The 13,625-nt window shown below is 56.0% G+C and carries 11 protein-coding genes and 5 pseudogenes; 12 read left to right on the top strand and 4 right to left on the bottom strand.

Annotated features, from left to right (window positions below; all coding sequences use genetic code 11):
- Window positions 1-654 precede the first annotated feature (654 nt).
- Window positions 655-2,550 (bottom strand): ATP-dependent protease LonB, encoded by a 1,896-nt coding sequence (gene lonB, locus JCM10550_RS12925; RefSeq protein ID WP_062399716.1) that lies wholly within the window; start codon window positions 2,548-2,550, stop codon window positions 655-657.
- Entirely contained in the window at window positions 2,487-2,699 is a 213-nt protein-coding gene (locus JCM10550_RS23355) for a hypothetical protein (protein ID WP_245619193.1), read from the bottom strand. Before JCM10550_RS23355 ends, lonB begins: the two co-directional genes overlap by 64 nt.
- Window positions 2,700-2,786: 87 nt before the next feature.
- Here JCM10550_RS23355 and JCM10550_RS12920 point away from each other — a divergent pair.
- The 4 genes and pseudogenes from JCM10550_RS12920 (at window position 2,787) to JCM10550_RS12905 (ending at window position 4,778) form a co-directional block, all read left to right on the top strand.
- A pseudogene (locus JCM10550_RS12920) lies at window positions 2,787-3,637 on the top strand (ribose-phosphate diphosphokinase).
- Window positions 3,637-3,867, top strand: coding sequence for a hypothetical protein (locus JCM10550_RS23350; protein WP_062399714.1), 231 nt, complete (start codon window positions 3,637-3,639; stop codon window positions 3,865-3,867). The pseudogene JCM10550_RS12920 and the gene JCM10550_RS23350 overlap by 1 nt, the downstream one beginning before the upstream one ends.
- Window positions 3,825-4,124 carry an NOB1 family endonuclease gene (locus tag JCM10550_RS23345; RefSeq protein WP_245619192.1) on the top strand — a complete coding sequence of 100 codons (300 nt, stop codon included), beginning with the start codon at window positions 3,825-3,827 and terminating at the stop codon, window positions 4,122-4,124. Before JCM10550_RS23350 ends, JCM10550_RS23345 begins: the two co-directional genes overlap by 43 nt.
- Window positions 4,125-4,151: 27 nt before the next feature.
- Complete coding sequence (locus tag JCM10550_RS12905; protein WP_062399710.1) at window positions 4,152-4,778, top strand: orotate phosphoribosyltransferase-like protein; 627 nt, start codon at window positions 4,152-4,154, stop codon at window positions 4,776-4,778.
- A gap of 130 nt (window positions 4,779-4,908) precedes the next feature.
- Here JCM10550_RS12905 and JCM10550_RS12900 read toward each other — a convergent pair whose 3' ends face one another.
- Window positions 4,909-6,144: a hypothetical protein gene (locus JCM10550_RS12900; protein ID WP_062399707.1), complete on the bottom strand. Its 1,236-nt coding sequence runs from the start codon at window positions 6,142-6,144 to the stop codon at window positions 4,909-4,911.
- A 184-nt stretch (window positions 6,145-6,328) separates the two neighbouring features.
- On the opposite strand from JCM10550_RS12900, the pseudogene thsA reads away from it, so the two are divergent.
- From thsA to JCM10550_RS12865, 8 genes and pseudogenes are all read left to right on the top strand, one after another.
- Window positions 6,329-7,923 (top strand): annotated as a pseudogene (gene thsA / locus JCM10550_RS12895) (thermosome subunit alpha).
- Between the two features lie 449 nt (window positions 7,924-8,372).
- Window positions 8,373-9,020 (top strand): proton-conducting transporter membrane subunit, encoded by a 648-nt coding sequence (locus JCM10550_RS25250; RefSeq protein WP_281175401.1) that lies wholly within the window; start codon window positions 8,373-8,375, stop codon window positions 9,018-9,020.
- Between the two features lie 14 nt (window positions 9,021-9,034).
- Entirely contained in the window at window positions 9,035-10,063 is a 1,029-nt protein-coding gene (locus tag JCM10550_RS12890; protein WP_281175400.1) for a proton-conducting transporter membrane subunit, read from the top strand.
- Between the two features lie 69 nt (window positions 10,064-10,132).
- Window positions 10,133-10,989: pseudogene (locus tag JCM10550_RS12885) on the top strand (NADH-quinone oxidoreductase subunit H).
- Between the two features lie 17 nt (window positions 10,990-11,006).
- Window positions 11,007-11,455 (top strand): annotated as a pseudogene (gene nuoB, locus JCM10550_RS12880) (NADH-quinone oxidoreductase subunit NuoB).
- Complete coding sequence (locus JCM10550_RS12875; RefSeq protein WP_062399705.1) at window positions 11,452-11,838, top strand: NADH-quinone oxidoreductase subunit C; 387 nt, start codon at window positions 11,452-11,454, stop codon at window positions 11,836-11,838. The pseudogene nuoB and the gene JCM10550_RS12875 overlap by 4 nt, the downstream one beginning before the upstream one ends.
- Window positions 11,838-12,929 (top strand): annotated as a pseudogene (locus tag JCM10550_RS12870) (nickel-dependent hydrogenase large subunit). Before JCM10550_RS12875 ends, JCM10550_RS12870 begins: the two are co-directional and overlap by 1 nt.
- A 7-nt stretch (window positions 12,930-12,936) precedes the next feature.
- Entirely contained in the window at window positions 12,937-13,320 is a 384-nt protein-coding gene (locus tag JCM10550_RS12865; RefSeq protein ID WP_062399703.1) for a 4Fe-4S dicluster domain-containing protein, read from the top strand.
- A gap of 64 nt (window positions 13,321-13,384) precedes the next feature.
- Here JCM10550_RS12865 and JCM10550_RS12860 read toward each other — a convergent pair whose 3' ends face one another.
- Window positions 13,385-13,591 (bottom strand): thiamine S protein, encoded by a 207-nt coding sequence (locus tag JCM10550_RS12860; protein ID WP_157200274.1) that lies wholly within the window; start codon window positions 13,589-13,591, stop codon window positions 13,385-13,387.
- Between the last annotated feature and the right edge of the window lie 34 nt (window positions 13,592-13,625).

Below are 13,625 nucleotides of genomic sequence, written 5' to 3'. Positions count from 1 at the left end.
CCCCAAGCCACTATCGTGCCATCCTCTGAGTGCCAGGCTGTGCCAACCCCCTGCGGAAACCTGGGTATAATTGCTGCCAGGGGGGAGGCGGTGGCCCGTCCATCATCATTGTCACCCCCCCAAGCCACCACCTCTCCTGCAACTGCCGCAACCGGCACAATAAGCAGCAGAATCATCACTACCAGACCTGCCCATAATGTTATACCGGTTTTTTGAAAACCCGTTGGTTTTTTCTTCATTACATCACCCCCCAATGGCATCATCCAATGGATATGCAGTACGAACACATATCGTAAGATAACGATATGCCGGGCCAATACGCCGGGCATTGGACCACGGTGCGGAATGAACACCCAATACGGAAATTTCTGATAAAACGATCAAAATACCCGGATGAAATCGCATAACCGCATGAAACAGGAACGAATTACCGATAAATATCTGCACGAACGTTTTGAAAGAATAATTGCGGTTTTTTTGGTTCAGATCACAGGTATCAGGATCATGATCAGTTCAGGTATTTTGGACACGGGAGAGATCCCCACAGGGCCGGGACATGCAACCGCAGGTATCATTGAAGCAGGGAATACCCCAGAACAAAAAAAGGGAAAAATATCCGGGAAGGAGACGATCAAAAAAGATTACCCGCAGTGATTACGCACTGGCAGGTTTGGGACCGGGCACTTCTGTGAAGGCCTTTGCCCGACGGGATGACATCTCTTTTATCTTTGTCATGAAGTCTTCCTTGCGCTCGAATACGAGGGCGTTTTCGAGGACTTCCTCAATGGTCGTGACCGGGATGATCTCAACCATCTTCGCATACCGCTCTTCAATGACCACGTCTGCAAGGTTTGACTGCGGGATGATGATCTTCTTGATACCGGCCTTGGCAGCGGCCTCAATCTTGTAGGTCACCCCCCCGCCGATGGGCAGCACCTGACCACGGACCGAGAGCGACCCGGTCATCGCGACGTCCTGGCGGACCGGAATGTTTTCGATGGCGCTGATAATGCCGGTGGCCACGGTCACCGAGGCGGAGTCACCCTCCACCCCCCCACTGTAGGTGCCGAGAAACTGGACGTGCACATCCATGTTCCGGATATCCTTGCCGGTGAAATTCTTGATGATCGCACTGACGTTCTTGATGGACTCCTGGGCGATCTCCTTGAGAAGACCGGTGGCGATCACCTGGCCGGTGGCACCCTGCGTCGGGGGGGTCACTTCAGCCACGATCGGGAGCACCGACCCGGAGTCACTGCCCATCACCGCAAGACCGTTCACCCGGCCCACAAGTCCGCCCTCGACCACCGTGAGGTCATACTCCAGGGACCGGCGGATGTACTCATCTGATATCTGGTCTTCAATGGACTTGGCCATACTCTTTGCATCCAGTACATGCTTCGCGGTGGCAACCTCGGCTCCTTCCTGCCGGGCCAGATCGCCTGCCACACGGATGAGACCGCCCATGTCACGCAGCTTGAGGGTGAGGTGGCCTTTCCGGTTGGACCGGCGGCGTGCCTCAAGTAGCAGCTCGTCAATCGCCGCATGGTCGAAGTGCGGGATCTTGCCGTCGTTTTTGACTTCCTGGGCGATGAACCGGATGAACTTGTCGCGGTTCTCCGGTGTGTCAGGCATCGTCTCCTGCATATAGACCTCATACCCGTAGCCGCGGATACGGGACCGGAGCGCAGGATGCATCCCCTGCACCCCGTCCAGGTTACCGGCTGCAACCATCACAAACCGGCAGGGAACGGCTTCCGTCCGGACCATGGCACCACTGGAGCGTTCACTCTGGCCGGTGATGGGGAACTCCCCCCCTTCCTGCAGGGCGGTTAAGAGACTCTGCTGGGAGTGGGGGGGAGTGAGCGTGTTTATTTCATCGATGAAGAGCACACCCTTGTGCGCCTTATGGATGGCACCGGCCTCGACACGGTCGTGGGCCGGAGTCTCCAGTCCGCCGGACTGGAACGGATCGTGGCGGACGTCACCCAGGAGGGCACCGGCATGGGAGCCGGTGCCGTCGATGAAGGGTGCGTTGGAGTCAGGCTTGGTGGAGACGAGGAGCTTGGGCACCATCGCCTCTTCCTTGGGACGGGAATACTGCATCGCCATGAAGATGAAGGCCGCTGCAATGATACCGAACAGGAGCTGCCCGGAGATCAGGGCGTAGCCCATGATACCGAAGATCAAAAGCAGAATCAGTGTGCTTCTCGTCTTGGTGCGTTTCATCGCCTCCTGCTTATGGGCGCCCACGATTTCCTTGCCTCTGCCGGACGGAACCGTCCGGACCACGGGCTCATTCGGGTCCTCCCCGTTCGGATAGATGAGGATGTCCTGCATCTCCTCCTTCGGGAGCAGTTCTGCCATCGCCTTTGCGAGCATCGATTTGCCGGTACCCGGCGTGCCTATCATCAAAACATGGCGGCGCTGGATGGCTGCCTTGCGCATCACTTCGACCGCGTGTTCCTGACCGATCACCTGATCGATCAGGCTTTCCGGTACAGGAATCTCACCGGAATGCGCCACCTCACTGGGCGAAACCGGAGCCACTTCAGGAGCAGCAGGGACGTCTGTCCCTGCGCTGTCCGTTTCTTCTGCCCCCCCGATATCGGCACCTCCTGGGTTCCTGGTGTGGCGGCCGGAACCGAATCCGGTGCAATGCCGGAGTCATCTGGAATTTTATCTTTTGAATGAGTCATATCGTTATCAGGCCCTCACCATGTGACCGGTAGTGCTTTAATAATCTATTCTGATACTTTAAGTACTTTCTAATACGGGTAATCCAGATGAAGGTAGTATGTACAGAAAAATCCCAGATTCTGGCTCAAAGGTTGCAAAAGCACTTGATTTGCCACTTGTTTATTCACAGTTTAAAGCATTTCCGGACGGAGAATTATATCTGAAAACAGGCGTTCTGGACAACGAAACGCTGTTGGTATCAAGCACCGTTGACAACCAGTCTCTGGTTCAGCTGTTGCTGATGATCGATGCTTGTGAAGGAAGCGAGATCACCCTCGTTCTGCCGTATATGGGATATGCCCGACAGGACAAGCGGTTCAATGACGGGGGGGAACCGTTGAGTGCCCGTGCCATTGCCCGGGCACTCTCCACAGGAGTCTCACGAATCATCACGGTAAACATCCACGAGGACTCGGTGCTCTCCCACTTCCGTGCACCGGCAGAAGATATCACGCTCGCACCGGAGATGGCACGATGGATTGCCAGCCTCGGATGCGACGAACCCCCTCATCTTGCACCGGACAAGGGGGGGCGGCTGCATTCGCCGCAAAGATTGCCGAATACGGCGGATGGGAGACCGACCACCTCTCCAAGACCCGTCTCTCAGGTGAAGAGGTCAGAATAGCACCGACCTCAGTGGACGCCCGCGGGCGTGACATCGTCATCACCGACGACATCATATCCACCGGCGGAACCCTCGCCACCGCGGCGGGGGATGCTCAAAGACGGCGGTGCCCGGTCGGTACATGCCGCCTGCGTGCACGGGGTCTTTGCCTCCGGCGGGTTCGCCCGCCTCGCCGCAGCGGGTCTGGCATCGGTTGCGTCCTCGGACACCATCGAATCGGCGGCATCCGCCTACTCCGCAGCAGGGATGATCGCTGCAGCCGTGAAAAAATAATGGACGAAGAAGAAAAGAAACGGGTGGTGCTTGATGCATCCGTCTTTTTTACCCGTTTCCCGGTAACCGGCGAGTGCTACACCACCCCGGATGTTGTAAACGAAGTAAAGACCGAGGCGGCCCGGATGCGTCTTGCCCTGCTTGAAGAGCAGGGTCTACGCGTCCATGCCCCCCCCGGCCCTGTGGCATGGGCAAAGGTCACGGCTGCGCCCGGAAAAGCGGCGATCTGACCGTGCTCTCGGAGACCGACACCGGCATCCTCGCTCTCGCAGTGGAACTGAACGCAGCGGTGATGACCGACGACTTTGCGGTGCAGAACACGGCACAGCGTCTGGAGATACCGGTGATCCCCATCCTGCAGCGGCGGGCGAAAAAACGGACATGGAAATACCGCTGCACGGGATGCGGGCGGTTCTGGTCGGCCCCCGGCGAGTGTCAGATCTGCGGCGCAGAGATTCTCCGGGCGAAGTCCGGAAAAAAGTATTAGCCTCTTCTCACCGAATAGGTAATCACGATGTCTTCTCTTGATGAACTTATAGGAAAGGCAAAACTGCTGCATGCCGAGGGCCACAGTCCCAGCCAGATCGCGGATGAACTCTCTTTGTCCATGGAGACCGTGACCTGGCTTCTCACCCAGCAGAAGGACACCGAGGCGCCGAAGGACATCCATATCAACTGGACCATCGTCGGCGGAAACGCGGATATGCTGCGCGACGCGGCCCTGCTCCTCCTCAAACGCTACTACTACGGCGAGGCGGAGGCACGGGACTGCACCCCTACCGATATCCCGGCACCGGAACTGGTCGTGGGAGTCGCCCACTCGGGGGGGATTCCCCTCGCGACGATCATCGCAGCGGAGGAGGGGGGGGCACAGTTCACCATGTACCACCCGAAGAAACATGCGCAGGGAGAAAACCCGATCGGGTCCATCTCCGGCAACTTCGCACAGGTGCAGGGCAGACACTGTCTCATCATCGACGACGTGATCACCTCCGGCAACACGATGAACGATATCATCAGCCACCTCAGAAACCATGGTGCGGTGCCGGAAGCGGTCTGTGTCCTCTTCAATAAGAAGAATATCAAAGAGATCGATGGTGTCCCGATCTTCAGCCTGTTCCAGGTATCACGTATCGACTAAACCCAAAGACCGGAGCAGGTGGATTCCCTGACAACCACCCCCCCTATTTTATCGGATAATCTGCTCATCTCCGGGTATACAGAGAATACAGAACTGACATACGCCGCACGCGGCCGTGCATGCCAATACGTTACAAAACCGGCAACGGATAATCCCGCCGGGCAATACGGGATACATGCACCTTCCCATCTCCCACCTTTCTCACCGGGGCGTTTCCCGGCCACCGGCCCGCGAGTGTCCCGCCGGATCGCCGGATGATCTCTGCGGCGTACAATTTTCCGGCAAGAAACCGGTCCGTCTCATTGTTGATCAGAGCATGCCGGCATTTCTGTGATTCTCTGTAATAGGCAAAGGCACGGTGGAGCTGATTGTTCAGGTAGAGATCCGGCAGGTTCTCCATCGCATCCCCCCCAATAGTCAGATTACGGCAGACCGGACAGTCACAGAAAGAAGAGAGCCGATGACTGTCCCCCCCGTAGGACACCTCCAGATCGCCAAAGGTAGGGGTGCTGTAATCAGTGGGTGCAAAATAGCGCATTTGTTTCAGACATTCCGTCTTCTCCTGCCCTTCCATCCGGGAGAAGAGGTACGTGAAATACTCCCGGACCGGATCTCCCTGAGTGATGGTACTGACGGTATCCACCCCCCCGAACCAGTTGATGAGCATCCCCCCCAGCGTTCCCTGATTATCCACCTCACGATACCGGAGGGGGGGAGCGGAAAAGGCATGCACCCAGACATCCTGCGGCTTCAGGAGTTTTCGGACCTGGTAGAGCAGCGGTTTATTAAACCGACGGCAGTCAATACCCACCCCCCCGCCCAGCTGCGGCAGATACCGGTTCAGCATCGTAAGATCTGCTGCGGAATGGGCAATACCCATCAGGGATGTGTCACACCGGAAATCGTGCTGCCATTCCAGGGCATACCGCACCATCCGTTCGTATGCCTGCACACTGCAGAACCCGTGCGGAATCTCAATCACATCCGCACCTGCCTGGTACTGAAGACAAAGCAGCCGGATAAGCGACTCTTTATCCAGCCCCCCCATCACATCCGAGAAAAAGTTGAAATGGATCATTTTGGCAGATGACCGCACCCGGCTCATCCGTTCCCGCACCTCCCGCTCCAGCAGTTCCCTTTCTTCCGGGTGCAGACGGATACGCTCAATATCCGGATGACGGATCCAGATATCATATTCACAGACACCGGAGCGGCAGTATGCCGAACCACCCGGAATGTCCCGCATCGCCTGCCAGATGTCATCTGACGGAACGTATAAAGGGGGGGTCGAAATCCGCTCTCTCCCGATATCGAGCACGCCGTGCCGCCCATTCGTGTCATCAACCTTAACAACAAACGAAGCCATCAACTAACTGTCCGTATATAGACATATAAATGTGTCAGTAATAATTGCTATACATATGTCACAAATAAATAGAATCTGATTGATGCTCGACCCCCCCGATATGCGAGACCTCCAGAGAGGCAAACACAACAGATATATAGAATCACAAATCCAACTTTATGACACATTAAGGAGTATCTGCATTATGTTAGCGGGACAACCAGTAGTTATATTACGGGACAATGTTGAGCGCATTGGCGGCAACGAAGCCCAGAAATCCAATATTATGGCGGCCAAAGCAATCGCCGAAGCCGTGCGCACCACCCTCGGCCCACGGGGAATGGACAAGATGATGGTCTCCCAGTCAGGCGGAGACGTCGTTATCACCAACGACGGTGCCACCATCCTTCACGAGATGGCAGTTGAACACCCGGCAGCAAAACTCGTCATCGAGGTGGCCGAGACACAGGACAATGAAGTCGGCGACGGCACCACCACCGCAACCATCTTCATCGGTGGTCTGATGGAACAGGCAGAGGCCCTCCTCAACCGGAAGGTCCACCCGACGATCATCGCAAACGGATACCGTCTCGGTATGCAGAAGGCGCTGGAGATCATCGATGCACAGGTCATCAAAACCGACGGTAAGGACCGCGAGATGCTCATCAAGGTCGCTGGCACCGCCGTCACCGGAAAGTCCATCGAGGATGTCAAAGAGACAATCACCGGCATTGTTGTCGATGCGGTGCTGGCCGTCGCCCAGGAAAACGAAGACGGCACCTACCGGGTTGACGAGGACGACGTCCAGATCAAGACCATGGTCGGCGACAGCATGGAAGACGCAGAACTGCTCAGGGGATTCCTCCTTGACAAGACCCGTGTCCAGCACTCCATGCCAAAACGGCTCGAAGGCGCAAAGATCGCCATGCTCTCCCAGCCACTTGAGGTAACAAAGACCCAGGTGAAGTCCAAGATTAAGATCACCTCTGCAGAGCAGATGGAAGCCTTCAGCGAACAGGAGAACGAGACCCTCCGCAGTATTGCGGCAGCGGTCGTTGCTTCCGGTGCAAACACCCTCTTCTGCGGAAAGGGCATCTCAGACGCAGTCCAGTTCTACCTCGCAAAGGAGAACGTCATCGCCATTCAGGACGTCCCGGATTCCGACATGAAGAAACTCGCCCGTGCGGTCGGTGCCACCATCGTCAACAAGCCTGAAGAACTGACCGAAGATATGCTCGGTGAAGCAGGCCTCATCGAAGAGATGAAGGACATCACCATCACCCGGATCACCGAGTGCAAGAACCCGCAGACCGTGAGCATCCTCTTAAAAGGCACCTCACAGGTCTTCGTCGACGAACTCGAACGCGGTGTCTACGATGCAGTTCGTGTTGTCATGGACGCAATGGAAGACGGAGAATTCCTTGTCGGCGGCGCTGCCATTGACACCGAACTGATGATGAAGATCGCTGAATTTGCCGCCACCCAGGAAGCAGAACCCAGCTCGCAATCGAGGCATTCGCCCGGATGTTTGAGATCATTCCGGCCACCCTCGCAGAGAACTCCGGCTTTGACCAGATCGACAAGATCGTCGCCCTCAAGACCGCACACGCAAAAGGTGAGAACCACACCGGTCTGGACGTCTTCAGCGGAGAGATCGTGGACATGTATGCAGAAGGGGGGGTCATCGAGCCCGCCCGTGTCAAGCGCCAGGCCATTATGTCAGCGACCGAGACCGCTGCACTCATCATCCGTGTCGACGACATGATGATCTCCAAGAACGCATCCCAGATGGGTATGTGAAAATCAATACACCCTTTTTTCCCATCCACACCGCTGAAAACGCTCTTTTTCCATTTGCCACGACAAACAACCATTATATATTTGCCGCGCACCTGATTACAGAATTACTTCCCATAAAAGAGCATCCGCCCTCTTCTTTCCGCCATAGGAGGGGGGGTTTTATGCTGCCAGACATAAGACATTGAAATGGCATAAACTGGATTCTGGCGGATAATTGTCCGGTTTAGCAGAATGACAATGATAAATAATGATTAATTCTCAACCTTTCACACAGAGGTGTATAGCATGGAGCTCTTGGTATTCCTGATTCTTTTCCCTGCACTGGCGGCATTACTGTTCTGTATTCTACCGAACGGCCGCCTCAGAGATACAGTTGTGGCATTGGTGTCGGCGATCATCATCGCTGCTACCCTGTATCTGTTTGTACTGTTTGCGGGGGGGCCGGGACGGTGTATTTTGATATCGAATCCAGCATGATCTCCCAGATCATGACCGGACTTGAAGTCATTATATCCGCCGGCCTTCTCTATCTCGCCGCGAAATACCGGCAATATATTATTGCCGGACTGGTTGTGGTTCAGCTGGGTGTGGTACTCTACGCTGAGTCACTCATTCACGAAACCGCGGCACTGAACAACCTCTTCATTGACCCGTTCTCCATCATCATGGCGATGATCATCGGTATCATCGGCAGTCTGATCTGTATCTATTCGGTCGGCTACATGCGTGACTATCACGCCCATCATGATGACATGCCTGACAAACGGCGCTGGTTCTTTGCGCTGCTCTTTGTCTTCCTTGCGGCAATGTATGGGGGGGTAGTATTCTCCAATAATCTCTTCTGGCTCTTCTTCTTCTGGGAAGTAACCACACTCTGTTCCTTCCTGCTGATCGGATACAGCTGGGATGAACAGGCACGGAAGAATGCGTTCTGGGCCCTCACCCTCAATCTTCTGGGTGGTCTCGGATTTGCGTTCACATTTGCCTGGATCGGAATTACCAACCCGTCAGGGGGCCTCGTCATGATGGATACCCTGATTGCGGCAGGACCTGCTGTTGCCATGATACCCGCAGCCTCATCGGGTTTGCCGGTCTGACCAAGGCGGCACAGATGCCCTTCTCCTCATGGCTGGTCGGTGCGATGGTCGCACCCACCCCCCCGGTATCGGCACTTCTGCACTCCAGTACGATGGTAAAGGCAGGCGTCTATGTCATCGTCCGGTTTGCTCCCATCTATAATGTGAGCATGGTCGGCTACCTGATCTCCCTTGTCGGTGGCGTGACCTTCCTCCTTGCATCCGGGATTGCGATATCCCAGTCCAACGCCAAGAAGGTCCTTGCCTATTCAACGATTGCAAACCTTGGCCTCGTCGTCGCCTGTGCTGGAATCGGTACCTATGCGGCAATCTGGGCAGCCATACTGCTGATCGTATTCCATGCCATCGCCAAGTCCCTCCTCTTCCTCTCCGTGGGAACGGTCGAACACAAGATCGGCAGCAGGGACATTGAGGACATGACTGGCCTGTTAGGTCGTCTGCCAACAGTCGCGGTGATGATGATCATCGGCATCGCCGGTATGTTCCTTGCCCCCCCCTTCGGGATGCTTATCTCGAAGTGGGCGGCCCTGGTTGCATTCCTGGAGGCCCCGTATGGTTTCATCCTTGTCCTCCTCTTAGCATTCGGCAGTGCTGTGACCGTATTCTTCTGGACAAAATGGCTGGGCAAACTGATAGAGGTCGCATGGAAACCCGAACCCCCCCTGGAAGTAAAGATATCCAACCATGAATACACGGCCCTCGTGCCCCCCCTCACGGTGCTGATGGTCGCGGTCTGTATCGGGTTCCCTCTGCTCTCCTCATATCTGGTGGTGCCCTACGTCTTCGGCATCTACGGCATGGCCGCCACCCTCGGCCAGGCCAACATGATCATCATGGTGATGATGGTCTTCATGGTGCTCGTCATGCCACTCTCCCTCCTGCACTTCAGGAAAGACCGCAAGATTCTGCCGCATTACGTGGGTGGACGGCCGTCCACCCCCCCGACATGCATTTCAAAGGCAGCATCGGTGTGCAGCGCCCGGTGGCACTCGGCAACTACTATCTCGCGGACTACTTCGGTGAACAGCGCCTCTCGCACATAGGCAATGGGGGGGTGTGCATCGCGTTCATTGCCCTGATGTTGGTTGGAATCCTGATGGGGGGGTGATCGCATGATTACTGAAATCATCTTTGCTGTTGGATTCATCATCCTCGCACCCTTCATCGGTGCACTCATCGGCGGTATCGACCGGAAGGTCACCGCCCGGATGCAGGGACGCGTCGGCCCGCCGGTGCTCCAGCCGCTCTATGATATCTTCAAACTCTTTGAAAAAGAGAAGGCAGTCGTCAGAAACGAGGTGAACTTCTACATCTTCTCGTACCTGATATTTGTCGTTTTCACCGGAGCACTCTTCTTCTCCGGCAGTGACATCCTGCTCGTCATCTTTGCACTGACGCTCGCCCATGCCTTCCTGATTCTGGGAGCATATGCGGCAGTCTCGCCCTACAGCCATATCGGGGGGGCGGAACGGGAACTGCTGCAATTGATGGCAGTCGAACCGATGCTCATTCTGACAGCCGCCGGGTTCTATATGGCCACCGGGTCCTTTTCCGTGAAAGACATCGCCTTCTGGCCCGAGCCCATCTTCATGACCATCCCGCTCCTCTTTGTGGGTATCGTCTATGTGCTCACCATCAAGCTGCGCAAATCACCCTTTGACCTTGCAACCAGTCACCACGCCCACCAGGAACTGGTGAAGGGACTGACGACAGAATTTGCCGGTCCCACACTGGGTATGGTCGAGATTGCACATCTCTACGAGACCGTATTCTTCCTTGGCCTCGTCTGGCTCTTCTTTGCCTCGATGCCATGGCTCGGTCTTCTTGTTGTCATCGTCTCTATTTCCTTGAGATACTCGTAGACAATACGACGACCCGTGTACGCTGGCAGGTCATGCTCAGGAGTGCATGGCTCGTGGCACTCGTTGCCGGTGTGATTAACCTGGGGGGGGTTCTTGCCCTGCTTTAGGGAGGTGAGTGAAAACTATGTCATATATTACAAAATCTCCATGGATTATCCATTACGACGGATCCAGCTGCAATGGCTGCGATATCGAAGTGCTGGCCTGCCTCACGCCGCTCTATGATCTGGAGCGGTTCGGGATTGTCAATACCGGCAACCCGAAACACGCCGATGTATTCATCATCACGGGCGGCATCAATGAACTAAACCGGCCCATTGTAAAGAACACCTATGAACAGATGCCTGACCCAAAAGTCGTGGTCGCTGTGGGCATCTGCGCCACGTCCGGCGGAGTATTCCGGGACTGTTACAACATCCTGGGCGGGGTTGACAAAGTCATCCCGGTCGATGTCTATGTGCCGGATGCTCGGCCCGACCCGAGTCCATCATTGACGGCGTCGTCCAGGCCCTGGGTATTCTCGAAGAGAAACGGGCAAAGATGGCAGAGAAAGGGGGGGGAAATAATCAATGATTGAACAGAAACACACCATTATTGAAATTCCGGTCAGCGATCTCCTCAAAAAAACAGAGGAGTATCACACGAAGGGACACCGGCTGGTGCAGATCGGCTGTACAAATCTCGGCGACCGGTATGAAGTGAACTATACCTTCACCAAGTCGTGGGACTTCGAGAGCCTCCGTCTCACGGTCAACGACGGTGATGTGATCCCGAGCATCTCCGGCACCTACTGGGGGGGAGCATTCATCTATGAAAACGAGATCCATGATCTCTTCGGCCTCTCCGTAACCGACATCAACGTCGACTTCCAGGGACATCTCTTCGAGACGAAGATCCCGGCGCCGTTCAAGAACCCGCCCAAAGTCACCAAAGTCCCGAAAGGAGGCGATGCATAATGGGCAACCGAATCGTTGTGCCATTCGGGCCCCCCCAGCACCCGGTGCTGCCCGAGCCCATTCATCTGGATCTGGTGCTGGAAGACGAGCGGGTGGTGGAAGCAGTCCCTACAATAGGATATGTCCACCGCGGTCTCGAAAAACTCGTTGAGAAACGGGATTTCCAGGATTATGTATTCATCGCAGAACGTATCTGTGGAATCTGCTCGTTTACCCACTCGGTGACCTACTGCAATGCGATTGAACATATCATGGGCATTGAGGTTCCCCCGCGGGCCCAGTTCATCCGGACCATCTGGATGGAATACTCAAGGATGCACTCTCATCTGCTCTGGCTCGGTCTTGCGGCTGATGCGATGGGATTCGAGAACCTCTTCATGAACGCCTGGCGCCTGAGAGAGGAGATCCTCGATGACATGGAGGCAACCACCGGCGGCCGGGTCATCCAGGGCTCGTGCAAGGTCGGCGGTATCCGCCGTGACATCGGAGACGAGAAACTCGGCGAGATGGTGGACCACCTGAAGAAGATCCGGCCGCTCCTTGAAGAGTCGAACCGCATCTTCACCCATGACCAGACGGTCCGTCACCGGATGCGGGGGGGTCTTGGCACCCTCACGAAAGAAGAAGCATGGGATCTCGGTGCGGTCGGCCCGACGGCCCGTGGCAGCGGCTGCGACATGGATGTCCGGTCCAGCGGCTACTCGGCATACGGGGGAACTCGGGTTCAAACCGGTCACCCTCCCCCCCACGGGGGACTGTCTGGATCGCTGCCTCGTCCGCTCGGAAGAGGTGCTCGCAGCAGTCGACCTCGTCGAACGTGCGGTGGCAAAGATGCCCGACGGCCCTGTCGAAGAAAAGGTGAAGGGCAATCCGGATGGCGAGTACTTTGCCTTCTCCGAACAGCCCCCCCGTGGCGAGTGCATGCACTACATAAAGGCCAACGGCAAGAAGAACATCGTCCGCCACCGGTGCGGACACCGACCCTGACAAACATCCCGCCGCTGGTGAAGATGCTTGCAGGCATTGACCTTGCGGACGTGCCGGTCGTGGTGTTGACCATTGACCCGTGTATCGGGTGTGCGGAGAGGTGAGTGAGATATGCCATTATTTACCATGGTGAAGCGGGCGCTTGCGAATGTGACGGGGAAACCCGCCACCCTGATGTACCCGGCCACGCCTGCCAAACGGTATGAAGGAACCCGCGGGCATGTGGTCATCGCAATCGAGGACTGTATCTACTGCGGCAACTGCCAGCGGCACTGCGTGTCACAGGCGATAACCGTCGACCGTGCGGCCCGGACCTGGGAGATTGACCGTCTCCGCTGTATCATCTGCGGACGCTGTGCCGAGGTCTGCCCGAAGGACTGTATCTTTGTGGAACCGGATTATCATCCATCGACCACCGGCCCTGCGGTGGAATTCGTGCAGGGGCCCCCCCCTGCACCACCCAAAGAAGAGAAGAAACCAAAGGCCGAGGAGTAATCCCCCCCGGTTCATTTGAATATTTTTTGTTCGTTGTTTATTTGTTGTTGATCCGTGCGGGTATCTACCCACGTGATGCGGTCTCTTCTATCGTCACATCCTCTTCACATACCACTGCGTCCTCAGGGATAGACCGGTCTCCCACAAAAATGAGCACAGTGTCCGGGATCAGACCGCAGCGCAGAATGAGATCCGCATAGGTATCTCCCTCTGCATAGTCGATCTCTGTTGTGGTCTGGGAACGGGAAAAACGGAATCTGACAACGGGCATACCCATTATCTGGGAGCGCCGGATGAAAAAAGGG

The sequence above is a fragment of the Methanogenium cariaci JCM 10550 genome, assembly GCF_001315945.1.
Lineage (GTDB): Archaea > Halobacteriota > Methanomicrobia > Methanomicrobiales > Methanomicrobiaceae > Methanogenium > Methanogenium cariaci.
This window is presented reverse-complemented; position numbering and strand designations above follow the sequence as displayed.

Coding starts and splice junctions, on each gene's coding strand:
- JCM10550_RS12900 (WP_062399707.1), bottom strand. CDS start 6,144: ATGGCTTCGTTTGTTGTTAAGGTTGATGACACGAATGGGCGGCACGGC.
- JCM10550_RS12890 (WP_281175400.1), top strand. CDS start 9,035: ATGCCCTTCTCCTCATGGCTGGTCGGTGCGATGGTCGCACCCACCCCC.
- JCM10550_RS12860 (WP_157200274.1), bottom strand. CDS start 13,591: ATGCCCGTTGTCAGATTCCGTTTTTCCCGTTCCCAGACCACAACAGAG.
- JCM10550_RS12865 (WP_062399703.1), top strand. CDS start 12,937: ATGCCATTATTTACCATGGTGAAGCGGGCGCTTGCGAATGTGACGGGG.
- JCM10550_RS23345 (WP_245619192.1), top strand. CDS start 3,825: ATGGGCAAAGGTCACGGCTGCGCCCGGAAAAGCGGCGATCTGACCGTG.
- JCM10550_RS12905 (WP_062399710.1), top strand. CDS start 4,152: ATGTCTTCTCTTGATGAACTTATAGGAAAGGCAAAACTGCTGCATGCC.
- JCM10550_RS12875 (WP_062399705.1), top strand. CDS start 11,452: ATGATTGAACAGAAACACACCATTATTGAAATTCCGGTCAGCGATCTC.
- JCM10550_RS23355 (WP_245619193.1), bottom strand. CDS start 2,699: ATGACTCATTCAAAAGATAAAATTCCAGATGACTCCGGCATTGCACCG.
- JCM10550_RS23350 (WP_062399714.1), top strand. CDS start 3,637: ATGGACGAAGAAGAAAAGAAACGGGTGGTGCTTGATGCATCCGTCTTT.